Source organism: Corynebacterium glyciniphilum AJ 3170, assembly GCF_007673095.1.
Classification (GTDB): domain Bacteria; phylum Actinomycetota; class Actinomycetes; order Mycobacteriales; family Mycobacteriaceae; genus Corynebacterium.
In genome coordinates, this window is the sequence record NZ_VDYZ01000004.1 from 125,937 (window position 1) to 149,323 (window position 23,387).

The 23,387-nt window shown below is 67.5% G+C and carries 19 protein-coding genes; 10 read left to right on the forward strand and 9 right to left on the reverse strand.

Annotated features, from left to right (window positions below; translation table 11 throughout):
* Positions 1 to 7 precede the first annotated feature (7 nt).
* The 10 genes from FS507_RS05400 (at position 8) to FS507_RS05445 (ending at position 10,873) form a co-directional block, all read left to right on the forward strand.
* Positions 8 to 673: an ATP-dependent Clp protease proteolytic subunit gene (locus FS507_RS05400; protein WP_145941841.1), complete on the forward strand. Its 666-nt coding sequence runs from the start codon at positions 8 to 10 to the stop codon at positions 671 to 673.
* A gap of 303 nt (positions 674 to 976) precedes the next feature.
* Positions 977 to 1,669 carry a protocatechuate 3,4-dioxygenase subunit beta gene (gene pcaH / locus FS507_RS05405; RefSeq protein WP_145941776.1) on the forward strand — a complete coding sequence of 231 codons (693 nt, stop codon included), beginning with the start codon at positions 977 to 979 and terminating at the stop codon, positions 1,667 to 1,669.
* A gap of 34 nt (positions 1,670 to 1,703) precedes the next feature.
* Positions 1,704 to 2,411: a protocatechuate 3,4-dioxygenase subunit alpha gene (gene pcaG / locus FS507_RS05410; RefSeq protein WP_145941777.1), complete on the forward strand. Its 708-nt coding sequence runs from the start codon at positions 1,704 to 1,706 to the stop codon at positions 2,409 to 2,411.
* A gap of 4 nt (positions 2,412 to 2,415) precedes the next feature.
* Positions 2,416 to 3,738 (forward strand): lyase family protein, encoded by a 1,323-nt coding sequence (locus FS507_RS05415; RefSeq protein WP_260853170.1) that lies wholly within the window; start codon positions 2,416 to 2,418, stop codon positions 3,736 to 3,738.
* Positions 3,731 to 4,132 carry a 4-carboxymuconolactone decarboxylase gene (gene pcaC, locus FS507_RS05420; protein WP_145941778.1) on the forward strand — a complete coding sequence of 134 codons (402 nt, stop codon included), beginning with the start codon at positions 3,731 to 3,733 and terminating at the stop codon, positions 4,130 to 4,132. The genes FS507_RS05415 and pcaC overlap by 8 nt, the downstream gene beginning before the upstream one ends.
* A complete protein-coding gene (locus FS507_RS05425; RefSeq protein WP_145941779.1) occupies positions 4,129 to 5,313 on the forward strand; it encodes a 4-hydroxybenzoate 3-monooxygenase in 1,185 nt (394 codons plus the stop codon). The genes pcaC and FS507_RS05425 overlap by 4 nt, the downstream gene beginning before the upstream one ends.
* 3 nt (positions 5,314 to 5,316) lie before the next feature.
* Entirely contained in the window at positions 5,317 to 6,630 is a 1,314-nt protein-coding gene (locus FS507_RS05430; protein ID WP_145941780.1) for an MFS transporter, read from the forward strand.
* Positions 6,627 to 8,075 carry an MFS transporter gene (locus tag FS507_RS05435; RefSeq protein WP_145941781.1) on the forward strand — a complete coding sequence of 483 codons (1,449 nt, stop codon included), beginning with the start codon at positions 6,627 to 6,629 and terminating at the stop codon, positions 8,073 to 8,075. Before FS507_RS05430 ends, FS507_RS05435 begins: the two co-directional genes overlap by 4 nt.
* Positions 8,072 to 9,982 (forward strand): sugar phosphate isomerase/epimerase and 4-hydroxyphenylpyruvate domain-containing protein, encoded by a 1,911-nt coding sequence (locus tag FS507_RS05440; protein WP_145941782.1) that lies wholly within the window; start codon positions 8,072 to 8,074, stop codon positions 9,980 to 9,982. The genes FS507_RS05435 and FS507_RS05440 overlap by 4 nt, the downstream gene beginning before the upstream one ends.
* A 27-nt stretch (positions 9,983 to 10,009) precedes the next feature.
* The gene (locus FS507_RS05445; RefSeq protein ID WP_145941783.1) at positions 10,010 to 10,873 is read left to right on the forward strand and encodes a shikimate dehydrogenase; all 864 of its coding nucleotides are present in this window, start codon (positions 10,010 to 10,012) and stop codon (positions 10,871 to 10,873) included.
* A 143-nt stretch (positions 10,874 to 11,016) separates the two neighbouring features.
* On the opposite strand, the gene FS507_RS05450 is transcribed toward FS507_RS05445, so the two are convergent.
* The 9 genes from FS507_RS05450 to FS507_RS05490 form a co-directional block, all read right to left on the reverse strand.
* A complete protein-coding gene (locus FS507_RS05450) occupies positions 11,017 to 13,572 on the reverse strand; it encodes a helix-turn-helix transcriptional regulator (RefSeq protein ID WP_145941784.1) in 2,556 nt (851 codons plus the stop codon).
* A gap of 50 nt (positions 13,573 to 13,622) precedes the next feature.
* Complete coding sequence (locus FS507_RS05455) at positions 13,623 to 15,095, reverse strand: L-lactate permease (RefSeq protein WP_145941785.1); 1,473 nt, start codon at positions 15,093 to 15,095, stop codon at positions 13,623 to 13,625.
* Complete coding sequence (locus FS507_RS05460; protein WP_145941786.1) at positions 15,096 to 16,847, reverse strand: FAD-dependent oxidoreductase; 1,752 nt, start codon at positions 16,845 to 16,847, stop codon at positions 15,096 to 15,098.
* A complete protein-coding gene (locus FS507_RS05465; RefSeq protein ID WP_260853171.1) occupies positions 16,844 to 17,683 on the reverse strand; it encodes a sugar phosphate isomerase/epimerase family protein in 840 nt (279 codons plus the stop codon). The genes FS507_RS05460 and FS507_RS05465 overlap by 4 nt, the downstream gene beginning before the upstream one ends.
* Positions 17,680 to 18,765 (reverse strand): Gfo/Idh/MocA family protein, encoded by a 1,086-nt coding sequence (locus FS507_RS05470; RefSeq protein ID WP_145941787.1) that lies wholly within the window; start codon positions 18,763 to 18,765, stop codon positions 17,680 to 17,682. Before FS507_RS05470 ends, FS507_RS05465 begins: the two co-directional genes overlap by 4 nt.
* A 22-nt stretch (positions 18,766 to 18,787) precedes the next feature.
* On the reverse strand, positions 18,788 to 20,260 hold the full coding sequence (locus FS507_RS05475; protein WP_440130338.1) for an MFS transporter: 1,473 nt from the start codon (positions 20,258 to 20,260) through the stop codon (positions 18,788 to 18,790).
* A 122-nt stretch (positions 20,261 to 20,382) separates the two neighbouring features.
* Entirely contained in the window at positions 20,383 to 21,186 is an 804-nt protein-coding gene (locus FS507_RS05480; RefSeq protein ID WP_145941788.1) for an IclR family transcriptional regulator, read from the reverse strand.
* 23 nt (positions 21,187 to 21,209) lie between these two features.
* Positions 21,210 to 22,004: a 3-oxoadipate enol-lactonase gene (gene pcaD / locus FS507_RS05485; protein WP_145941789.1), complete on the reverse strand. Its 795-nt coding sequence runs from the start codon at positions 22,002 to 22,004 to the stop codon at positions 21,210 to 21,212.
* Between the two features lie 54 nt (positions 22,005 to 22,058).
* Positions 22,059 to 23,351: an acetyl-CoA C-acetyltransferase gene (locus FS507_RS05490; protein ID WP_145941790.1), complete on the reverse strand. Its 1,293-nt coding sequence runs from the start codon at positions 23,349 to 23,351 to the stop codon at positions 22,059 to 22,061.
* Positions 23,352 to 23,387: the final 36 nt, after the last annotated feature.

Sequence of the window (23,387 nt, forward strand, 5' to 3'; positions counted from 1 at the left end):
CAGCAACATGAACGGTTTCACCCACGCCAGCGAACTCACCGGCCAGGTTTCGGGCGCCCAGATGCCCACCTCGCGGTACATTCTCCCGTCGTTCGTCGAGCATTCTTCCTGGGGCGCCAAGGAATCCAATCCCTACAACAAGCTCTTCGAGGAGCGCATCATCTTCCTGGGCACCCAGGTCGACGACGCTTCGGCCAATGACATCATGGCCCAGCTCCTGGTGCTTGAGGGGCTTGACCCCGACCGGGACATCACGATGTACATCAACTCCCCGGGCGGTTCATTCACCGCCCTGATGGCGATCTACGACACGATGCAGTACGTCCGTCCGGACATCGTCACCGTCTGCCTGGGCCAGGCTGCCTCTGCGGCGGCTGTACTGCTGGCCGCCGGTACGAAGGGTAAGCGGGCTGCTCTGCCGAATTCCCGCGTGCTCATCCACCAGCCTGCCACGCAAGGTACGCAGGGTCAGGTCTCGGACCTCCAGATCCAGGCGGACGAGATCGAGCGTATGCGCCGTCTTATGGAGACGACGCTGGCCCGTCACACCGACCGTACCGAGGAGCAGGTCCGTGCCGATACTGACCGCGACAAGTTCCTCACGGCCGAGGGTGCCAAGGAGTACGGCATCATCGACCAGGTCTTCGAGTACCGCAAGCTCTCCTCCCAGTAAGGGGAGCGGGTCCTCGACCACCACCGGGCCGCACGGGGAGAACGGATGTCTCTGTTCTCCCCGTGCGGCTTTGTCGTGTCCGGCGGGTAAAGACAGTGCTGTTGTCGATACGTGTTCTTGTTTACCCTTAACCACCCCCCTGGGTGACCCCCGATAAAGAGTCATGTGCGCTGAAACCGCAGTACACCGGCATGTCGGAACGGAAAAGTAGTTCGCTGTGTGAACGACTTTGCGCATAGCGCACAGCCTATTACGGTGAGATCCACATCACGTTCCCGCAATCCCGCAGAAGGGGTCACCATCATGGTTCCCATCAGTAACGTCACCACCGACGGAAGCTTCGCTCCGCTGCACTTCCCGGAGTACCGGACGACCGTGCTCCGTAACCCGAACAACGACCTGCTGATGCTCCCCGAGCGCCTCGGCGAGACCACCGGCCCCGTCTTCGGAGAAGGCGCGATCGGTGACGAAGACAACGACATGACCAAGGCCAACGGCGGCGAAGCCATCGGCCAGCGCATCTTCGTGCACGGTCGGGTACTCGGTGCCGACGGCAAGCCGGTCCCAGACACCCTCATCGAGGCATGGCAGGCCAACTCTGCGGGACGCTACCGGCACAAGAACGACTCCTGGCCCGCACCGCTGGACCCCCACTTCAACGGTGTGGCCCGGACGTTGACCGACAAGAACGGCGTCTACAGCTTCTACACGGTCATGCCCGGTGCCTACCCGTGGGGGAACCACACCAACGCGTGGCGTCCGGCACACATCCACTTCTCCCTGTTCGGCCGTCAGTTCGCCGAGCGCCTGGTCACCCAGATGTACTTCCCCGGTGACCCGATGTTCTTCCAGGACCCGATCTACAACTCGGTGCCCGAGGGCTCCCGTGAGCGCATGATCTCCGTCTTCGACTACGACGAGACCCGCGAGAACTTCGCCCTGGGCTACAAGTTCGACATCGTGCTGCGCGGACGCAACGCCACCCACTTCGAGTGACACCCGCCCCACAATTCCCGACAGGAGAAGACAGATGATCGACAGCGACCCCACAGGCCCGTTCCGCTACCCGGTGTCCGACATCAAGGACCAGGATGAAGCACCCCAGGGCATCATGCCGTCCCAGACCGTCGGCCCCTACGTCCATATCGGGTTGACCACCCCCGGCGCCGAGAACCTCCTCGACGAGGACGCGATGTCCTTCGCCGCCGGTGACGTCATCGAGGTCACCTTCTCGGTCACCGACGGCGCCGGGCACCGGGTCAAGGACGCCATGATCGAGCTCTGGCAGGCCGACGGTGACGGCATCTACCCCTCGCCTCTGGACGAGCGCTCGGACGAGGGCTCGTTGAAGGGCTGGAACCCGTTGCTCGGCGCCGGCATCGGTCGCGGTATGGCCGACGACGACGGGGAGGTCACCTTCCGTACCCGCCGTCCCGGCGCAACCCCGGCATCCACGGACGGCGCGACCGACCATGCGACCGACGATGCGACCCAGGAGGCACCCCACCTGAAAGTCGGCGTCTTCGCGCGTGGCATCCTCGAACGGCTCTACACCCGTGCGTATTTCCCGGGCGCCGAGTTGGGGGAGAACCTGGACAAGGACCCCGTGCTCGCCGTGGTGCCCGAGGACCGCCGTGCCCGGCTGGTGCTCACCGAGGAAGGCACGAACGCCTACCGCATGGACATCGTCCTGCAGCACGACGACGCATCCGCCGAGACCCCGTTCTTCCAGGTCTGATCCGGTGAACGAATCAGAATGGGGACCCGTGTCGGGGCTGGCACGCACCATCTACAGCGACGTCGCCTCGGGTGACACCGCGGCGATGGCCGCGGTGTCGGACACCGCTTTCATTGCCCGTATGGTCGACGTCGAAGCCGCTCTCGCACTGGCGGTGGGGGACGCCGGCCTCGTCGACACCGCGACGGCGTCGGCCACAGCCCGGCTCATCTCGGCAACGACCGTCGACGGGACAGACCTGGCGGCGCTGTGCGAGGCATCCGTCGCCGGCGGCAACCCCGCGATTCCGCTCGCCCGACGGCTCAAGGCAGCCGCGACGGATGCCGGGATCGGAGTATCCGCCGTGCACCGCGGTGCCACGAGCCAGGACATCATCGACAGCGCCCTGGTGCTGTGTCTCCGTGACGCAGGCGAGGCGATCATCGCCACGACGGACCAGCTGACCGCTGATCTCGCCGATCTGGCCCGGACCTACCGGACGACCCCGGTCATCGGACGCACACTCGGTCAGCAGGCGGTACCGACCACGTTCGGCGTCATCGCCGCAGGGTGGCTGCGACAGGTCGCTGCCGCGGCGGCCCGTCTCCGCGACGTTCTCGATGCACTTCCGGTGCAGTACGGTGGCGCCGCCGGGAACCTGGCGGCGACTGCACCGTCGGGCCTGTCGGTGCATGCGGCACTGGCCCGGCGTCTGGGACTGGCGGAGTCCCCGGTGGTGTGGCACACCGACCGGCTCCCGCTGATCCACGTCGCCACCGCGCTCGCGGCGCTGGCGGGCTCCGTCCGCAAGGTCGCCGGAGACGTGATCGTGTTCTCCGCCACCGAGGTGGGGGAGCTGCGGGAGTCGACCCCGGGCGGCTCCTCGGCGATGCCGCACAAGGCCAACCCGGCTGCGGCCATCGCCGCCGACGGCTACGCCCGACGGACCCCGGCGCTTGCCGCAACGATGCTGGACTGCATGGACCAGCGGATGCAGCGGGCGACCGGCGCCTGGCACGCCGAATGGCAGACGGTACGCGACCTCGCGGCCGCCACGGCCGGGGCAGTGAACCGTACCCGGGCCAGCATCGACGGCATCACCGTCGACACCGACGCGATGCGCCGCAACCTCGCCCTGACCAACGGAGCGGTCCTCGCCGAAGCTCTGGGCAGATACGTCCCCCGTGGGGACATCGACCGTGCCGTCGCCGACGGGACCCTCGGCGGACTGATCGAACGGGCCCACCGTGACCACGGTTTCAGTACCGATCCCGCCGACCACACCGGACATGCGGCCGACATCGTCGACGCCGTGCTGGACGACCTGAAAGGAACCCCTCATGAGTGATTCTGACGCCTACTCCACCGGACGTGACGCCGCGCACGAGCGCGGAATGCGAAACCGGCGCGCCGTCCTCGGCGACGAGCACGTCGACCGGTCCATTGCGAAGAAGACCCCGGTCACCGAGAAGTTCCAGGACTTCATCACCCGCACCGCCTGGGGGGACGTCTGGGAACGTCCCGGGCTCGACCACACCCAGCGGCGTCTGCTGACCATCGCGATCCTCACCGGCGTGGGCAACGACGGCGAACTCGACATGCACATCCGTGCCGCCCTGCGCGCCGGCATCGACGCCGACACCATCGGTGAGGTGCTGCTGCACACCGCCGTCTACGCCGGCGTCCCGAACTCCAACCACGGCTTCTCGCTGCTGAACGCCGCCGTCCAGGACCTGTCATGACCGGCCACACGCCGGTCGCGATCATCGGTGCGGGCCCGGCAGGGCTCACCCTGTCGCACCTGCTGCACCAGCACGGTGTGGAGTCGGTCGTGCTCGAATCGCGGTCACGCCACGAGGTCGAGACCACCGTGCGCGCCGGGATCCTGGAGCAGGGCACACTGGACCTCATGCGCCGCACGGGCGTGGGCGAACGCATGGAGCGCGAAGCCGACATCGACGAGGGGATCGAGATCTCGGTACAGGGGGAGCGGACCCGTATCCCGTTGACCGACCTCACCGGGCACACGGTGGCCGTGTACCCGCAGCACGAGTACCTCATCGACCTGATCGCCCGACGCCTGGACGACGGCGGCACCGTTCTTTTCGATACCACGGTTGACGCGGTGAGCGGTACGGAAGACGCTCCGGTCATCGACTACACAGATTCGTCGGGGCGGTCCGAACGCCTGCGTGCCGACTACGTCGTCGCCGCGGACGGCTCGCGTTCGCCCCACCGCGGCACGGTCGATCCGGCGGGCGTGGGACGTCACCGTCACGAGTACCCGTACGCCTGGTTCGGTGTGCTGGTCAATGCGCCGAAAACCCAGAAAGAGCTGATCTACGCCACCCACCCCGAGGGCTTCGCGCTGATCTCCACCCGGTCGGACGCCGTGCAGCGCTACTACCTGCAGTGCGATCCGTCCGACACAGTGGACGACTGGTCGGACGACCGGATCTGGGAGGCACTGCACACCCGGGCCGACTCACCGGACCTACGCATCTCCGAGGGGGAGATCTTCGACAAGGCGGTGCTGCGGTTCCGTTCGGCGGTGACCGAGCCCATGCAGCGGGGCAGGCTCTTCCTGGCCGGCGACGCCGCCCACACCGTCCCGCCGACTGGTGCGAAGGGCATGAACCTCGCCATTGCGGACGTCGCGGTGCTCGCACCGGCCCTCGTGCGGGCGTTGCGGGGGAGCCCCGAGCTGCTCGCCGACTACTCCGACATCGTCCTGCCCCGCATCTGGCGGGCACAGCACTTCTCCTGGTGGATGTCGTCCATGCTGCACCAGGCACCCGACGCGACGACGTTCGAGTCGCGGCGTCGTCTCGCAGAACTGTCCTCCGTCCTGTCCTCTGAGGCAGGACGCCGCTACCTGGCCGAGCAGTACGTCGGCCGTGATCTCCCGGAATTCGAGGTCTGAAGCATGCCCACCACGGCCACTAAATCGACCGCCTACGTCACCGTCCTGTGCTGGATCGCGGTCCTGCTCGACGGATTCGACCTGGTCGTGCTCGGCACGACGATCCCGTCGATGCTGGACGACCCGGCCTGGGACCTCACCGGTGCCCAGGCCACACAGATCACCACCATCGGCCTGGTCGGCATGACGATCGGTGCCCTGGTGATCGGGTTCCTCACCGACAAGCTGGGGCGCCGACGTGTGCTGATCAGCGCGGTGTTTCTGTTCTCGGTGTTCACCCTGTTCCTGGCGTTCACGACGAACGTCGCGTGGTTCTCACTATGGCGTTTCCTTGCCGGTGCCGGGCTGGGTGGCGCCCTGCCGACCGCGATCTCCCTGGTCACGGAGTTCCGGTCCGGACGGAAGGCGGGGTCGGCGTCCACGACCCTGATGACCGGCTACCACGTCGGCGCGGTGCTCACCGCACTGCTGGGAATGTTCCTCATCGATGCCGCCGGCTGGCACGCCATGTTCATCGCCGGAGCCATCCCCGGTCTCATCCTCGCCCCGGCCCTGTTCTTCATGCTGCCGGAATCACCGGCCTACCTCCGGATCAAGGGACGCATCGAGGAAGCTGAGTCCATTGAACGCGCTCACGGCCTGCAGGTCGACACCGAGATGGACACCCTGCAGGAGCAGAAGGAGGGTGAGAACACCGACGGCATCCGTGCGCTGCTCCAGCCCACGTTCCGGATCAACACCCTCGCGATCTGGGGCACCTCCTTCATGGGCCTGCTGCTCGTGTACGGTCTGAACACCTGGCTCCCCCAGATCATGCGGGAGGCGGACTACGACCTGGGCAACTCCCTGGCCTTCCTCATGGTCCTCAACGTCGGTGCCGTCGTCGGACTGTTCATTGCGGGACGGGTGTCCGACATCCATTCTCCGCGCAAGACGGCCCTGATCTGGTTCCTCTGCTCAGCCGTGTTCCTCGCGTTGCTGGCGATCCGGCTGCCGCTGGTCGGCCTGTACGTCATCGTCTTCCTCACCGGCGTTTTCGTCTTCAGTTCGCAGGTGCTGATCTACGCCTTCGTCGGTGAGAACCACCCGTCGTCGTCGAGGGCCACCGCGATGGGCTTCTCCGCCGGCATCGGACGCCTCGGCGCGATCTCCGGACCGTTGCTCGGTGGCATCATGGTCACCGCCGGAATCGCCTACCCGTGGGGTTTCTTCGCCTTCGCGATCGTCGGTGTCCTGGGCTTCGCGATCTTCTCGTTCTCCCGGACGCTGCGTCCGTCGACGATTGCCGCAGTAGAAGGAAAGGACGTCCGGTCATGAGTGCCTCACCGACCTCACCGACCTCACCAGCCACGCCCCAGAAGACCCCGAAGCGGGCGGCGTTGTCCAGCTGGGTCGGCTCCGCCCTGGAGTACTACGACTTCGCCGTCTACGGCACCGCCGCGGCGCTGGTCATCAACGTCCTGTTCTTCCCGGAGGGGACGTCGCCCGGGGTGGCGGTACTCGCTTCCATGGCGACGGTCGGTATCGCCTATGTGGTACGGCCGTTGGGCGCGCTGATCATGGGGCCGTTGGCCGACCGCTTCGGACGCAAGTTCGTCCTGATGCTGTCTCTGTTCATGATCGGTGCGTCGACATTCGCCGTCGGCTGTCTACCGACGTACGACCAGGTCGGGTTGCTGGCGCCGCTCCTCCTTGCACTGTGCCGCATCGTGCAGGGCATCTCGGCCTCCGGTGAACAGGGCAGCGCCATCGCCGTCTCGCTGGAACATGCCGAAGAAAAGCACCGTTCCTGGACCACGGCCTGGACACTGCACGGCACGCAGTTCGGAACACTGCTGGCCACCGCCGTCTTCATTCCCTTCACCGCCTTCCTGTCGGACGATGCCCTGATGAGCTGGGGATGGCGGGTGCCGTTCTGGCTCTCCGCCTTCGTCGTGCTCATCGCCTGGGTGATTCGCCGCCGACTGGAGGAGCCGCCGGCCTTCCAGGAGACCGCCGCCGAAGTCGAGGAGGCCAAGGAGGACGAGAAGGTCAAGGAGGACGAGAAGGAGATCGACCCGAAAACCATGGAGCGGGTCGCGGCCCGAGCCGCCGCCGCCCGGCACAACCCGCTGCAGCTGGTGCTGAAGTACCACCGCACCGCCGTGATCCGGGTCGCCTTCGCCGCCCTGATCAACACGGTCAACATCGTCTTCACCGTCTGGTCGCTGTCCTTCGCCACGTCCATCGTCGGCCTGGACCGCTCCACGATGCTGTGGGTCACCGTGACCGGCAACATCTGTGCCCTGGTGTCGATCCCGTTGTCCGGGTCGGCGGCCGACCGCTTCGGACGGAAGAAGGTGTTCATCACCGGCGCCCTCGGTGCCGCGGTGGTGATGTACCCCTACCTGATGGCGGTGAACGCCGGGAACTGGCCGTTGATCTTCATCCTCGGTGCGGTCATGTTCGGCCTGTTCTACTCCATGTCCAACGCCACGTGGCCGGCCCTGTACGCCGAGATGTTCCCGACCTCGGTGCGGGTCACCGGCGTCGCCCTGGGAACGCAGATCGGGTTCGCGCTCTCCGGCGGTTTCGCCCCGGTGCTGGCCTCCCTGGTCGCAGGATCCGACGGGGACAACTACCTCGGTGTCGCACTCTTCTCGTCGGTCGTGGCCGTCCTTGTCTCGGTCGCCGTCGCCACCACCCGGGAAACCGCCTTCATGACACTCGACGAGATCGACGCGGGTGACACATTCGTGCAGAAAGTGAAGCAGGAGCAATGAGAACTTCCGTAGCCACCGTGTGCCTGTCCGGCACACTCGCCGAGAAACTCCGTGCCGCCTCCGACGCAGGGTACGACGGAGTGGAGATCTTCGAGCAGGACCTGGTCGTCTCCCCGCATTCTCCGGAGCAGATCCGGGCCAGGGGAGAGCAACTGGGACTGTCCTTCGACCTCTACCAGCCGTTCCGTGACCTGGACGGGGTGGATGAGGATCAGTTCCTCGACAACCTGCGTCGCCTGGAGTCCAAGTTCAGGATCATGCAGCGGCTGAACATCGACATGATCCTGATCTGCTCGAACGTCGGTACCGCCACCGTCGACGATGACGAGGTGTGTGCCTCCCAGCTACGCCGGGCGGGTGAACTCGCCGCCGGGTACGGTATCCGGCTGGCCTACGAGGCGCTGGCCTGGGGTAAGTACGTGAACACCTACCGGCACGCCTACCGCATCGTCGAGTTGGCCGATCATCCCAATGTGGGTACCTGCCTGGACAGCTTCCACATCCTGTCCCGGGGTGACGACCCCTCGGGCATCACCGACATCCCGGGCGAGAAGATCTTCTTCGTCCAACTCGCCGACGCCCCCCGTCGTGACATGGACCTGCTGTCCTGGTCCCGGCACCACCGGGTCTTCCCCGGGGAGGGTGATTTCGACCTGGTGGAGTTCCTCCGTCTGCTCACCGTCGCCGGCTACGACGGGCCGGTGTCGCTCGAGATCTTCAACGACTCCTTCCGCCAGGCCGACGTGACCCGTACCGCCGTCGACGGGTTGCGTTCACTGCGGTGGCTGGAGGACCAGGTCTACCGGGTTCTGGACGCCGACTCTGCCGCCGACCCCCGCCCCGGTCCCGGCTCGTACCCGGTCGGGCTCGCCGCCCTGCCGGAGGCGACGACCCCGAGTGCCTACAGTTTCGTCGAACTGCACACCGGCCGTCTCGGCGAGATCACCAAACTCCTGCACCAGCTGGGATTCGTCCTGGGGGGTTACCATCGCACCAAGGAGGACTTCCAGGTGTGGGTGCAGGGTGACGCACGTATCGTGGTCCGGGACCTGGGGCCGACCGGCAGCGACACCGTCATCGACAGTTTCGGTGTCGACGTCGAGGGTTCGGCACAGTCGGCGGCACGGGCGGAGAAACTCTCCGCACAGCCGATCGTGAGACAGCGTCAGGACGATGAAGCCGAACTCCACGGTGTCTACACCCCCGACGGTACCGGCATCTTCTTCTGCGAGGCCACGGAGGACGGCGTCCCGGTGTGGGCGGAGGAGTTCGGCCTGATCGGCGAGGACGTCCGCACCATCGAGGCGGTCACCGACACCCACTCCCGGATCACCGGGGTGGACCATGTGGGACTGGCGCAGCGGTGGCACCGGCACGACGAGGCAGCCCTGTACTTCACCTCGGTGCTGGGCCTGCAGGCCCATGCCCCTGACGCGGTACCCAGTCCGGCCGGCTACGTGCACTCCCGGGTGATGTCGGCGCCGGACGGCGACTTCTCGCTGACTCTCAACGTGGCCCCCGAGGGCAGCGAACAGGGCGACTTCCTCGCCGCGTCGTACCCCGAACACGTGACGCTGGGGGTCACGGGCATCATCGGACTGGCCCGACGGGCCCGTCGCCGTGGCCTGGAGATGTTGCCGGTCCCGGAGAACTACTACGACGACCTGGTCGCCCGCTTCAATCTCGACGACGACACCGTCACCGAACTCCGCGAGTGCAATGTGCTCTACGACCGCGATGAACACGGGGAGTACCTGCGTTTCTACACCGGCACCCTGGGCACGATGTTCTTCGAACTCGTCGAACGCCGCGGCGCCTACGCCGGGCACGGCGTCGACAACACACCGGTGCGCCTCGCCGCCCAGTACCGCGTCCTGCGCGACGCCACCCGCGGCATCCCCAGCTGACCAAGCCACAGAGAGAAGGTATCGACCATGACCGCCACACCCGCCCGTAGTTTCCTGCTCGGACTGATCGGCACAGACCTGTCGCTGTCCCGCACCCCGCCGATGCACGAGGCAGAGGGGCTTGCCCAGGGGCGCCCCACCGTGTACCGCCGCCTCGACGTCCTCACCGAACGGCTGAAGGAGCGGCCCCTCGACGAGCTGTTGTCCAGTGCCCTGGACCTGGGGTTCGACGGCCTGAACATCACCCACCCCTTCAAGCGTGAGGTCCTGGGCCTGCTCGACGAGGTCGACCCGGTGGCCACACGCCTGGGTTCGGTCAACACCGTGGCGATCCGTGACGGACGCACGTTCGGCTACAACACGGACGTGACCGGTTACGCCCGTGGCCTGGCGGAGCAACTTCCCGACGTCTCCAAGTGCTCGGTGGTCCAGGTCGGCGCCGGAGGAGTGGGCAATGCGATCGCCTTCGCCCTGGCGGAGGCGGGCGTCGAGCAGCTGCAGATCCGTGACGTCGACGCCGCACGTGCCGCGGAACTCGCCGAGAACCTCAACGCCGCCACCGGCACATCGATCGCGACCGGTCGCGGCCCTGACGGGGTCGAGGACGCCATCGTCGCTGCTGACGGCGTGGTCAACGCGACTCCGCTGGGGATGTTGAGCCATCCCGGGACGTCCTTCGACACGTCCTGCCTGACCCCGGACCACTGGGTCAGCGACGTGGTCTACATGCCGGTGTCCACGCAGTTGCTGCAGGAGGCGGAGGCGGCGGGATGCCGGACGCTCAACGGCACCCACATGGCGGTGTACCAGGCGGTGGATGCGTTCGAGCACTTCACCGGGCTCACCGCCGACGCGGACCGGATGCGTAAGACGTTCTACTCGCTGGGCTGAACCGGGGGCTGAACCGGAAGTATCGCACCCCATAAGCTACTGAATCTAATGAAAGCCCAGGTCAGATTTTCTGCAGTAACTTATGGGGTGCGATATGTGCTGTCGCTCTGCCGTCCCGGCATTTCCTGGCACGGCAGGCCCTGTCAACGTCGCTGCAGTGCACCGGACAATTCGGTGCGTCCCCGGATGCCGAGCTTGCGGTAGCAGCTGGTCAGGTGGTGCTCCACCGTCTTCGCCGACAGCGTCAGCTCCCGGGCGATGTCCCGGTTGGTGGAGCCGTCGGCGGCCATGACCGCGATCTGCTCCTCCTGGGTGGTGAGCCCGCCGGAGGTGGACCCCGACCCTGACCCTGACCCCGAGACTGTCGTGGTGGGGGCCGACGCTGCACCGGAGATCCCCGCCGCACGACGCTCCCGTCGGCACCGTTCGACCATCGCCGGCGCCCCCATCGACGCGAAGACCTCCTCGGCGCGGCCGAAGATCTCGTCCGCGCGTCGACGTCGACCGAGTCGACGGAGTACCTGGCCGTATTCCAGCAGGATACGGGACTGGTAGGCCCGCATCGGGGTGTCGGTGATGATGTCCACTGCCTCGTCGAAACACCGCACGCCGGCATCGGTGTCCCCTCGTCGCAGCAGGATGCTTCCGCGGGGGACACGTAACTTCGCGGCGACGGAGGCCAGTCCACGTGCTCCCGCACGCTGCTCGGCTTCGGTGACGACGGCATCGGCCGCACGGATCTTCCCGGCGCGCACGAGGCACTGCGCGTAGACGTCCTCCCACGGCCAGAACCCGGGTTGCTGGGTGTCTTTCTCGGTGCCGATCCTGGCGAGAGACTCACCCACGCGGAGCGCAGCCACCAGGTCACTGCTGGTGGCGGTGGTGATCATGCGGCTCATCGCGGCGGGGAGCCGTTGGATGAGGAAAGATTCCGGGTCGTCGGGCAACCGGCTGGTGTACTGGTGTGAAGCGGAGAAGTCACCTTGGAAGGCGGCGACCTGGGCACCGGTCCACAGCAGGAGGGGGTCGAGCAGCGTGCTGCCGTGGGCATCGCCGGTGGCCAGACCGCGTTCGACGGTACGGCGGGCGGTCTCGAAGTCGCCGAGGACGTAGTGGGTCCGGGCGAGCCAGGCGTCCCGCCAGATCCGCAGGGTGGACGAGAGTGCCGGCAGTGGTGACGAGAGCATTTCGCGGGCGGTGAGGGGGTCGTCGTTGACGAGGGAGAGCCAGCCGTCGACGAGGCGGTGGGGACCGTCCGGCCGGTCCGTCGTGCTCCCGGAGCCGTCGATGATGCTGGTGGCGACGGCGATGAGCAGGTCGTGGTCGGCGGATATGGCGTGTTCGAGCATAATGTGGGGGTCCCAGTCCGCGAAGGCGAGGAGCGCCCGCTGACGTTCGACCCCGGGAGCGGCGGCACTGTCGGATGCACCGTCACCCAGTGCGGCATAGGCACGGCGGCGGTTCCCGGCGTGCATCGCCAGGAAGGACACACTCGGCGCCGGTCCCAGGGAACCCTGCGACCAGAGCCGGGCGGCGGGCAGGTCACCTGACCGCGTCAGGGCCTCCACTATCTCGGTGGTGCTGTCGGTGTCGGCACCGCCCGGGAGGATGCACAGCAGGTCCGCCGCAGCCTGCCATTGACCCTGGTCGTGGTAGGTGGAGGCGAGGGCCCGTATCTGCGGCACGACGTCGTCGACCGCGCCTGGTCCGCCGGTCAGGACGGCCTGCAGTCGGTGGTACAGGGCGCGTCCGGGGACGGTGTGAGCGTGTGCGACACGGTCGTGGAGGTCAGCAGATACCGGGGGCGGGGTCTGTTGCAGTACGGCTGCGCGGTGGCGGGGGTCGCGGAACTCGACTGCCGGTCCGGCGACGGTGCGGAGCACCAGGGAGAATACCTCGTCGTCGGCTGCGGTGAGTTCTCCCACCAGGTCCCGCAGCAGGGGCAGAGGCACGGGATCTGCGGACGGCCCTCCTCCGACCGCGACGGCCCGGAGCAGGCCGACCAGCTGTTGTCGCGCCTGCGGGGGACCGGTGCTGGCCGTGGCCCGGGCCGTGACGTTGTCCAGTGCATCCGTCAGGGCAACCGTCCAGGTGTCCGGCGCCGCGGGTGTCCGTCCGTCCCTGATATCGGCAGGGGTGCCGTCGAGCAGTTCGGTCAGCAGGTCGACACGCCCGCCGGTCATGGTGTGCAGAGCGGTTGCCAGGCGTGGCGGAGGGAACACACCGGTCGAGGACTCCACCGACACACCGACATCCTCAACGGACAGTGGCGGCAACACGACCTCGACATCCCCGAGTCGGAATGGTGCCGTCGGTTCATGACCGGTGGCGGCCGTGGTGGCGACAACCACCGTGCGTGAGGCGTGCTTGCCGTGGTGGACGTCCTCGTACAGGCGTCGCAGGGACTCCGGGTCAGCCAGGTGGACGTCCTCGGCGAGGAAGAGAGTGTCGGCGGAGTTGTCGGGCAGCGACAGGACGGCGGGACGATGCGGTCCGGGTAACAGCCGGGTACGGACCACATTCCACGTGGGAGACCCGGTGGCGACATCGTGGAGCACGCCGGACGTTCCGCCGCCGGAGAGGTCACGGACGCCGATGACGAGTCCACTGCCTGGTGTGACGGTCTGTTGGTGGGCGAGGATCTCCCTGACCTGCGGGTGGTGGAGGCGGGGCTGTCCTCCGCGGTGGAAGAGGGACACGTCGACAGTCTACTGTCCGGGTACCGGTGTCGGCCCGGTGCAGTAGGGTCTCACATCAGGAACACCAGGCTGAGGGCGCCGCACAGCACGGTGGCCGACAGGACGGCTGGGACCATGACCTTCAGCAGCCCGGACCGTGTCGGCACAGGGCCGTCCCCGCCGTCCCCGCCGGTCCGGCGGTGGCCGCCGGCGATCATCCGGTAGGCGAGTTCGATGCGTGCCGGGCTGGCAGCCACGGCCCAGCCCGCCGCGACATTCTGCGCGGCCATCATCCAGAACGGGGAGACATCCAGGGCGTGGGCGGCGGCGACCTGCGTGGTGCCGAACATTGCGTTGGCCCCGGTGCCTGACGCGGTGATGTAGCCGGACAGGGCCGCCAGGAACGGGGACACGGCCAGGTATCCCATTCCCAGACTGGTGAGTGCTCCGGCGAGTGCACCGGCCAGGCCACCGGCGCCCATCACCGTGCCGAACACGACATACAGTGTGGTCGGTATGCCCACCTGGAGAAGCATGCTGCCGGCTTCGGTGGACAGCGTGACGCGGGTTCCGGCGTCCGGGGTGAACAACAGTATGCCGGTCGCTGCCCCGGCCAGGGCCCACAGCGCCGGGGACTCGAGTACCGCGGCGACGGGGGAGATGTCGATGTGCGAGGCGGCCCACTGGCCGGTGACCGTCCCCAGCACCAGGACCGCATAGGGCAGCAGCGAGGTGCCCGGGGCGGGGAGAAGACGGCCTCCGCGGACCACCAGCAACCAGGACACCGCCACCACCGCTGCACCGGCTGCACCGGCGACGGGTGTTCCCAGCGCCCAGTTCGCGGCGGAGATGCTGACCCAGAGCAGCAGCGCAGAACCTGTCCCTGCAGCCACCCACCGCAGATGGTGCGCTATGCGGACGCCGCCGGCATGTGTGTCCGCCGAAGAGTCGCGACCGGCGATCACGGCGATGAAGACCCCGGACACCACGAACACCGGAAGAGACAGTACGGCGGATGCAAGCCCCATGTCCCGCAGTGACGACCCGGCGATGTCTGATGCCAGCAGCGTCCCTGGTGCCATGGACCCCCACGGACTGACCGTGAGTCCCAGCAGCACCATCGTGGCGGCAGGCATCGGGGAGAACCCGCAGGCCAGCATCAACGGCAACCCGATGAGGACGGTCACGCCGAAGCCGGTCACCGATTCGATGAAGGGGACCACGCCGTGGGTCATCAGCAGCGCAGCCGCGACCGATGCTCCGCCGCGGGACAGCCAGGTGGCGATGTTGTCCTGGGCCCCGGTGTGGTGCATCACGCGCGCCAACAGAGCACCGGCGCCGATGATGGCCACCACCTTCAGCAGCGTGTCCCAGGAGCCCCCGGCGTCACCGGCGAGGTCCCCGACGCTGCCGTCGAGCACGACGAGGCTCACCGCCGTCGCCGCGGCAATGCCCGCCACCGGAGGTGCCCAGGCGGGCAGCCGCGTGACGAGGAGGACGACCGTCAGCGCGACCGGTGCGGCCGACAGTGCGGCATCGACCACCTAACTGGCCTCAGGCGAGGCCGTTCCCTGGGCCGTTCCCTGGGCCGTTCCCTGGGCCATCTCCCGGCCCGCGACATACCCGAACGTCAGCGCCGGCCCCAGGTTGATGCCACCGGCAGGGTAGAACCCGCCCATGATCGACGCCCGGTCGTTGCCGGCGGTGTACAGGCCGGCGATCGGGGAACCGTCCTCGCCGAGTACCCTGGCACGACCGTCGGCGGAGATACCGGCGAAAGTGCCGAAGCTGCCGGGCAGAACCTTCACCGCGTAGAACGGCCCCTTCTCCAGTGGAGCCAGTGCCGGGTTCGGGCCGACCTTCGGGTCACCGCCGTAGCGGTTGAACTCCGTTTCGCCCCGGTGGAACTCCGGGTCCTCACCACGACGGGAATTGTCATTGAACTCGGCCACGGTGGTCTCCAAGCCGTCCGGGTCGATACCGCACTTCTCCGCGAGTTCGCGCAGCGTCCGGCCCTTCACCAGGTAGCCGTTGCGGATGTACGGGAACAGCGGCACAGGGAACGGTTTCGCCATGCCCAGGGGGTAGCGACGCACGAACGTGGAGTCGGCGATCTGCCAGGACTGCACCGGCTCGCCCTCCGGGGCGGCGTTGATCATGCCGTCGACGTAGTCGTAGTAGCCGTTGGCCTCGTTGACGAAGCGTCGACCGGTCGACACCACACCGATCGACCCGGGCTTGGCACGGTCCATGATGTGGGGGAACGTACCGACCTTCCCGTTGAGGTACGGGACCTCGGACACCGGGCACCATGCCGCCGGGGCCTTCAGGTCCGTCGTCGTGGCCGCACCGACGGCCTGTGCCATCCGCAGACCGTCACCGGTGGACTCCTTCGGCGCCAACGTCCAGTGCTCCTGGCCGGTGGGGGTACGGGGGAACAAGTCGCGGCGCAGCTCGACGTCCGACGGGAAACCACCGGTCGCCAACACCACCCCGCGTGCGGCCGTGAGCTCGCGGGTGCCGTCCGGCCCGACGACAGTCACACCGGTGACCCGCCCGGACGCGTCGGTGACCAGCTCGTGGGCGGCGGTGCCCGTCAACAGGTCGACACCGAGCTCGTCGGCGGACGCGGCGAGTCGACCGATCATCGCCGCACCGTTGACCATCTGCATGTTGCGACGGTGCACCACCACGTCCCAGACGTGCACCAGCACGCGCCGGGCGGCGTGAACCCACCCGCGCACGTCCCCACGGGACGCGGAGAGGAACTTCTTCAGGTCCGGTCCCGCCATGATGCCCATCCCCAGGAAGGATGTCTCGTAGAGCTGGTGACGCAGTTTCGCCCGCACTTCCGGACGCACCTTGCGTCCGTTGAAGGGTGTCGGCCCCACCGACCGGTGACCGGTCCCAGCGCCGGGCAGGTCGCCGTAGATGTCCTTGATCGCGGCACCGGGGGTGAACTGCAGCTTCGTCCTGGTGTGGAAGAAGTCCACCATCTCGGGCGCGGCGTCGAGGAAGGCGTCGATGTTGTCGTCCTGGTAGTAGTCGCCGATGACAGAGCGCAGGTAGGTGCGGAACTCCTCGGTGTCCTCGACGACACCGTCGCGTCGGGCGAAGCTGGTTCCCGGTGTCCAGGCCCAGCCACCGGACCAAGTGGTGGCACCGCCGAGCACGTCGGCTTTCTCCACCACTGCGACGGACAGTCCGCGGTGTGCGGCGGTCACTGCGGCGGAGAGTCCACCGGCGCCGGAGCCGATCACGATGGTGTCGTAGGCAGTCGTGGGTTTTTCGGTCATGAGGTCTGTCCTCCGGTCAGGGTTGTCGTGCTGTCGAGCAGGTGGGTGGTTGTGTCGTGCAGGTGGCGGATCCAGTCGGCGGCTCCGCGGCGGGTGATCTCGTCGGTGTTCGGGACCTCCACGCTGACCGGGAGGCCGTCCGGTAGCGGGCGGAGGTACTGTGCCAGGTCCTGGTCGCCGTCACCCGGTGCCAGACGCACCGCGCGCGACTCTTCGACGAGGCCTGCCACAGACGTCGGCGCCGTGGCGGGGCTGTCACACAGCTGCACCATGTCGACGAGGTCAGCGATGTCGGCAAGCTCGTCGCCGCTGGCGTGGAAGCGTGCCATGTGCAGGGTGTCGGCCAGGACGCGCGCGCCGGTGTCCCGGGCGATCGCTGCCGCGGCGGGGAGGGAGCGCACACTGCGGTAGGAGATCGGTTCCAGCGCGGGGACCACCCCGTAGGCGGCGGCGTCCTGGACCAGGGTGCCGAGGGTCTCGGTGAGCCGCGACAGGTCCTCGTCGCCGGCGGCGACGGTGAACCGGGTCGCGCCGAGTGCCTGGGAAGCCTCCAGGGCAGGCAACCAGGTGTCGCGGCCGGTGTCGGCGTCGATGCGCAGGAACTCTGTGTCGACCACCGACAGCCCGGTCTCCGAGAGTGCGGTCAGGGTGTCGGCCAGCAGCGGTGACCCCGGCGACAGGTCGTAGGACGGTTCCTCGGCGGTGACGGCGAGGACGCGCAGGCCGACGAAGTCGAAGCCGGCGTCGGCGGCCAGCCGGACCAGGCGGTCCGGGGACACGGACAGTGCCGTCAGCGGTGCAAGTCCGATTCTCCTGTTCACTGCGGTGCTGCTCATGCGGTCACCTCCTGTCCCAGTGCCACCGGTGCACCGGTCCGGGAGGATTCGTAGATGCCGAGCAGGACGGCCAGGGCACGGGTGGCGTCGTGCCCGGTCACTTCCGGCTCGTGTCCCTCGCGTACGGCGTCGACGAAATCGGCGACCTGGGCGGTGTGGTGGGGGATCAGCGCGCCGTTGATCGTGCCCAGGTCTGCGTTGGCCACCAGGTCGGACGGGTACTCCGGGGTGGTGCTCACGGTACCGCCCTCGGCACGCAGGACGGCGCGGCCGTCGGTGCCCTCGGGGAACTCGAGGATCGCCCTCGTAGCACCGGAAGAGGCGGTGACCTGCACCCGCGCGCCGAGTGCGGTGTCTGCTGCGGTCGTGGCGTTGATCGTGGCCAGGGCACCAGAGGCGAACGTCACCGTGGCTACGGCGGTGTCCTCGACCTCGATGTCGTGGGTGAAGGTGGCGATCTTGCCTGACACCTCCACGGGGTCGCCGAGCATCCAGATCAGCAGGTCGATGTAGTGGATCGCCTGCGTCATCAGCACACCTCCGCCGTCACTGGCCCAGGTGCCGCGCCAGGGCGTGGCGGAGTAGTAGCCGGGGTCCCGGTGCAGCAGGACGGTGCACTGGCCGAGAATCGGTTCGCCGAGTCGGCCAGGGACGAGGTCCGCCTTCATCTGGCGGGCATCCGGCCAGAACCGACGCTGGAACAGGACGCCCAGGCGGACGTCGGCTGCGTCGCACGCGGCGGTCATCCGACGGGCGGAGTCCAGATCCACGGCGATGGGCTTCTCACACAGCACGTGGACACCGGCTGCTGCGGCGGCGAGGACGACCTCCTCGTGGGTGGGGTGCGGGGTGCACACCGAGATGATGTCGACCCCGGTCGCGAGCAGGTCCTCGACACTGCTGACGGCGTGGGCGACCCCGTACTTCTCCGCGGTGTCCCTGGCGCGGTCCGGGTCGATGTCGCAGACGACCGTGACGACGGCTCCTTCAGCGGCGGCGAAGGCCTCGAGGTGGTTGCGGGAGATGGCTCCGCAGCCGACGATGCCGACTCTGAGGTTGTTGGGGACAGTGGACGATGACATGGTGAATACTCTCTCTCGTTGGTTAGGGGGCGCTACTGGGAAGGGGCTCCCGGGAACCGTCTTCCGGAGCGATGTCTGCGATGGCGCCGGGCTCGCGAGTCCCCGCAGCAGCGATCAGCGCTCGCTGATCGGCCCGGGTGTACTTCGGCGTGTTCTTCAGGCCCAGCTGGTCGAGGGGAGTGAAAGCCGTTTCACGGCAGGTCATGATGACCGCCACACTGACGGCGACGCAGACCGCGATGAAGGTCGCCACCGCCTGCCAGCCGGTCCAGGCATAGATTGCGGTGTTGATGGCAGGCACGAAACCGACGATCACCAGACCGAGCTGGTTGCCCATGGCCATTCCGGTGTAGCGCACGGGGGCAGCGAACATCTCCGGGAAGAAGATCGTCCACGTCGCATTCCAGCAGGAGTAGAAGAGCCCCTGGTTGAGGATGCAGATGGCGAACATCAACGCGATATGCCCGTCGTTGATCGCCATGAAGTACAGGTAGGTTGTGATCACGGAGCCGATCGCGCCGATAAAGAGGACGGGCTTTCGCCCGATCTGATCGGACACCCAGGCGAGGAACGGAATGAAGGCGATGGAGACCGCCAGTGCCACCGTGTTGATGGTCACCATCGTGGGGCGTTCGATGCCGGCATGCTCAGTGGCGTAGCTCAGCGCGTAGACGTTGAAGGTGGTCTGGATGACCGAGTAGAGCGTGATCATGACGATCTTGATGACGTCCACACCCTGTGTCTTGAGCACGGCCATCGCAGGCAGCTCACTGACTGTGCTGGAATCCTCACCGATCTTCTCCTCGGCGGTGGCGACGGCGTCGGGCTCCTCCAGTCGTGTACGCACGAAGTACGCGACCAGCAGGACCACAGCGGACAGCAGGAACGGGATCCGCCAGCCCCAGCTCATCAGCTGTTCCTCGGGGAGCGCGAGGAAGGGGAGGAAGACCAGCCCCGCCAGCACATTGCCGATGGAGCAGCCCGCCATCACGGAACTGGTGAAGAACGCTCGGCGCCCCTCGGGGGAGTGTTCCATGGTCATCGTCGAGGCGCCTGCAGACTCCGCACCCGCAGAGAAACCCTGGGCGATGCGGCAGATCAGCAGGAGGACGGTGGCCCAGATGCCGATGGACTCGTATGTCGGCAACAGACCGATCGACACGGACGCGAGGCCCATGATGACCAGCGTGACCATCAAGGCGGTACGACGACTGATCCGGTCGCCGATGTGCCCCATGATCAGACCTCCGAAGGGACGTGCCACATAGGCCACACCGAAGGAGGCCAGGGACGCGATCGTGGCGACGACGGGATCGCCCTGAGGGAAGAACAGCTGGTTGAACAGCAGTGCGGATGCCGTCCCGTAGATGACGAAGTCGTAGTACTCAAGCGTGGAACCGAGCAGGGAGGCCATGGCGGCCTTCTTCGGACTCTTCTCCCGGTGCGGTTGCTCCCGCTCGGCATTCGTGGCAGTTGATGTCACGGTGCTCTCCATTCTGGGTCTGATGTCAGCGGTGCTCTATGACGTGGAACACACTGCGTTGGACACTGTGAACCGTATTTCCACGGAGCGTGGCTGCCGACCGCTTCCCGTTGAACGGGACGGCGGGGGGATGATCAGGCCGACTTCTCAGCGGGCATCGGGGGGACTCCAGGGGTGGGACCGCAGGTGATTTCCTCGGAGAGTGTTCTGCCCGCAGAAGTAAGTGCGGAGAGGACCGCACTGTGGTCGCACCGGTCGGTACGGGCCACGACGCCGAGCGAGCACTGCACGGAGCCGTCGGAATGGTCGAAGCAGGGGACCGCGAAAGACGTGTTCTCGATGACCATGCCACCGACGATGTGCCCGTACCCCCGGCTCCTGATCTCGGTGAGGTCTGCGCGGACCCGTGCGGGGTCGAGCGGAGTCCCGGTTTCCTGGTCGCGGGGTGATCCGTCCAGTACACGCCGGATGATCCTCTCTCCGGCGAAAGCCAACATCGTCAGTCCGGTGGAGTTGTTGTGGATCGGCAGTCGTGACGCATGACGGCTGAGGATCCGCAGCGGGTATGTGGCATCGAAGCGTTCCAGGGAGAGCACGCTGAGGGAATCGAAGTCAGGTACCGTGAGGCAGATATGGTGGTCGAAACGCGAATGCAGATCCTCAAGAAGCGGCTTCGCGATCCCTCTGAGCTGTTCCAGAGGGCTGCACCGTACCGAGGTCTCCCAGGAATGGTTACTGACGGACAGTGTGCTGTCGGGGTAGCGGTGCAGCATCCCCACCGACGTCATCTCGGTGACGAGACGGTGGGTGGTCGACCGCGAGAGCCCGGTGGCCTCGGCGATCTGCGAGGCCGTCAACCGTGGCGTGTCCGCGTCGAAACACTCCAGGATCCTCATCGCCCGCTGGAGGACCGACTCACCCGATCGCGAGTTTGCCATTCTGCTCTCCCCTCAGTCCGTCGTCACGATGCCAGGAACCCGCGGATCAGTCCGTTGACGGTCTCGGGCTGCTCCAGGTTCGGCAGGTGCGCCGCCGGTGACAGGACCACGTAGGACGCCCCGTAGACACCGTCAGCGATCACCTTCACGGTCTCCGGTGCGGTGGACGGATCGTGCTCACCGGCGATGACCAGTGTCGGCACGGTGATCTCGCCGAGACGGGAGGTGAAGTCCCACCGGGAGAGGGCGTCGCAGCAGGCTGCGTAGCCTTCGTCCGGGGTGGCGGCGATCATGTCGCGGAAGTGGTCCGTCGTCGCGGGGTTCTGCTCGCGGAAACCGGGGGAGAACCACCGGGCGATGACCGCGTCGGCGAGTGCGGAGACACTCTCGGTACGGGCGGTCTGGGCCCGGTCGACCCACCCCGAGGGCTCCCCGAACTTGGCGGCGGTGCAGATGAACACCGCGCCGTCCACCCGGTCACTGGTGGCCGCGAGATACTGTGCGACCGCTCCGCCGAGGGAGAGTCCGACCACGGTGAACCGGCCGACCCCCAGTCCATCGAGCGTGTGCAGGACGTCCGCGGCGAGATCCGGCACAGTCGGGCTGGCGTCGTCGGCCGGTGTCATCGGTGACCGCCCGTGCCCGCGGTGGTCCAGTGCGATGACCCGCCGACCCGTGCTGAGGCCGTCGAGCTGGGGCAACCACATCTCGGTGGTTGAGCCGAGCGAGCCGAGCAACACCACGGTGTCGGCGTCGGTGGGACCGTAGGCGTCGGCGTGCAGGGTCAGGGGGGAGGTTCCAGGGTTCGCTGAGGTCATGAATCGGCTCCTTCGTACGTGTGGCAGTGGATACTGAGGGGACGCCCGTCAGGCTTACTCTGCTTCGAGGACGGCGGCCAGCCCCTGCCCACCACCGATACACATGGTGGCCAGTCCGCGCAGGGACGTGGAACTGTTGCCGCCGCTTTTAGTCTTGTCACCGCGGCGGCGTAGCTCGTGGCAGAGGGTCACCAGCATCCGGGCGCCGGTGGCTCCGACCGGGTGGCCCAGCGAGATCCCGGAACCGTGTGGGTTCAGGCGAGGATCGTCGGCAGCCACACCCCACTCCTGCAGCACTGACAGCGCCTGTGCGGCGAAGGCCTCGTTGAGCTCGATGACGTCGAGGTCGTCGAGGGAGATTCCGAGCCGGTCGAGCACGCGGGCGGTGGCCGGGACCGGACCGATGCCCATGGTCTCCGGGGCGACACCGGCCACGGCCCAACCGCTCAGCCGGGCGAACGGCTCCAGGCCGAGTTCCTCGGCACGGGCACGGGTGGTGACGATCATGGCGGCGGCGCCGTCATTCTGGCCGGAGGCGTTGCCGGCGGTGACGGTGGCCTCGTCGTCCTGGCGGCCCATCACCGGACGCAGTCCGGCGAGCTTGTCGGTGGTGGTGCCCGGGCGCGGGTGCTCGTCGCGGTCGACGACGGTCTCCGGATCGCGGCGCCGCTTTCCGGGGACGGTTACCGGGACGATCTCGTCGGCGAAGAGCCCGTCGTCGATGGCTGCAACGGCGCGCCGGTGGGATTCGGTGGCCAGGGCGTCCTGCGCTTCGCGGGTGATGCCGTATTCACGTCGCAGGTTCTCGGCAGTCTCGATCATGCCGCCGGGGATGGGGTGGTTGCGTCCTCCGGCGGAGGCACGCCCCTCGGCGAGACGGTCGTGCAGGACCAGGTCACCGCCCTTGACACCCCAGCGGATGGAGCCGTCGACGGAGTATCCGGTGCGGCTCATCGACTCAGCGCCGCCGGCGATGATCAGGTCGGCGGCACCGGTGGCGACGTGGGCGGCGGCGGTGACCACGGCCTGCAGTCCGGAGCCGCAGCGTCGGTCGAGCTGCATGCCGGGCACGCTGTCACCGAGTCCGGCGTCCAGGGCGACGACGCGTCCGAGTGCCGGTGCGGCGCCGTCGGGGGAGGCCTGGCCGAGGATGATGTCGTCGATGGAGTCGGCGGTCAGGCCGGTACGTTCGACGATGGCGTTGACGACGGTGGAGGCCAGGTCCTGGACGGGTACGTCGGTGAAGGCTCCGCCGTAGGCGCCGACGGGGGTGCGCAACGGGGAGCAGAGCACGACGTCGGTCGGGACGGGAGTTGAGGCGGGTGCGGAGGGGGTGGCGTCGTTCATGTGTGGGTTCCTTAACTGTCGTGTGTCGGTGGAGGT

What these genes read in the sequence shown, in the direction of transcription:
- FS507_RS05400 (WP_145941841.1), top strand. Translation starts at nt 8, where the DNA reads ATGAACGGTTTCACCCACGCCAGCGAACTCACCGGCCAGGTTTCGGGC.
- pcaH (WP_145941776.1), top strand. Translation starts at nt 977, where the DNA reads ATGGTTCCCATCAGTAACGTCACCACCGACGGAAGCTTCGCTCCGCTG.
- pcaG (WP_145941777.1), top strand. Translation starts at nt 1,704, where the DNA reads ATGATCGACAGCGACCCCACAGGCCCGTTCCGCTACCCGGTGTCCGAC.
- pcaC (WP_145941778.1), top strand. Translation starts at nt 3,731, where the DNA reads ATGAGTGATTCTGACGCCTACTCCACCGGACGTGACGCCGCGCACGAG.
- FS507_RS05425 (WP_145941779.1), top strand. Translation starts at nt 4,129, where the DNA reads ATGACCGGCCACACGCCGGTCGCGATCATCGGTGCGGGCCCGGCAGGG.
- FS507_RS05430 (WP_145941780.1), top strand. Translation starts at nt 5,317, where the DNA reads ATGCCCACCACGGCCACTAAATCGACCGCCTACGTCACCGTCCTGTGC.
- FS507_RS05435 (WP_145941781.1), top strand. Translation starts at nt 6,627, where the DNA reads ATGAGTGCCTCACCGACCTCACCGACCTCACCAGCCACGCCCCAGAAG.
- FS507_RS05440 (WP_145941782.1), top strand. Translation starts at nt 8,072, where the DNA reads ATGAGAACTTCCGTAGCCACCGTGTGCCTGTCCGGCACACTCGCCGAG.
- FS507_RS05445 (WP_145941783.1), top strand. Translation starts at nt 10,010, where the DNA reads ATGACCGCCACACCCGCCCGTAGTTTCCTGCTCGGACTGATCGGCACA.
- FS507_RS05460 (WP_145941786.1), bottom strand. Translation starts at nt 16,847, where the DNA reads ATGACCGAAAAACCCACGACTGCCTACGACACCATCGTGATCGGCTCC.
- FS507_RS05465 (WP_260853171.1), bottom strand. Translation starts at nt 17,683, where the DNA reads ATGAGCAGCACCGCAGTGAACAGGAGAATCGGACTTGCACCGCTGACG.
- FS507_RS05470 (WP_145941787.1), bottom strand. Translation starts at nt 18,765, where the DNA reads ATGTCATCGTCCACTGTCCCCAACAACCTCAGAGTCGGCATCGTCGGC.
- FS507_RS05475 (WP_440130338.1), bottom strand. Translation starts at nt 20,260, where the DNA reads ATGGAGAGCACCGTGACATCAACTGCCACGAATGCCGAGCGGGAGCAA.
- FS507_RS05480 (WP_145941788.1), bottom strand. Translation starts at nt 21,186, where the DNA reads ATGGCAAACTCGCGATCGGGTGAGTCGGTCCTCCAGCGGGCGATGAGG.
- pcaD (WP_145941789.1), bottom strand. Translation starts at nt 22,004, where the DNA reads ATGACCTCAGCGAACCCTGGAACCTCCCCCCTGACCCTGCACGCCGAC.
- FS507_RS05490 (WP_145941790.1), bottom strand. Translation starts at nt 23,351, where the DNA reads ATGAACGACGCCACCCCCTCCGCACCCGCCTCAACTCCCGTCCCGACC.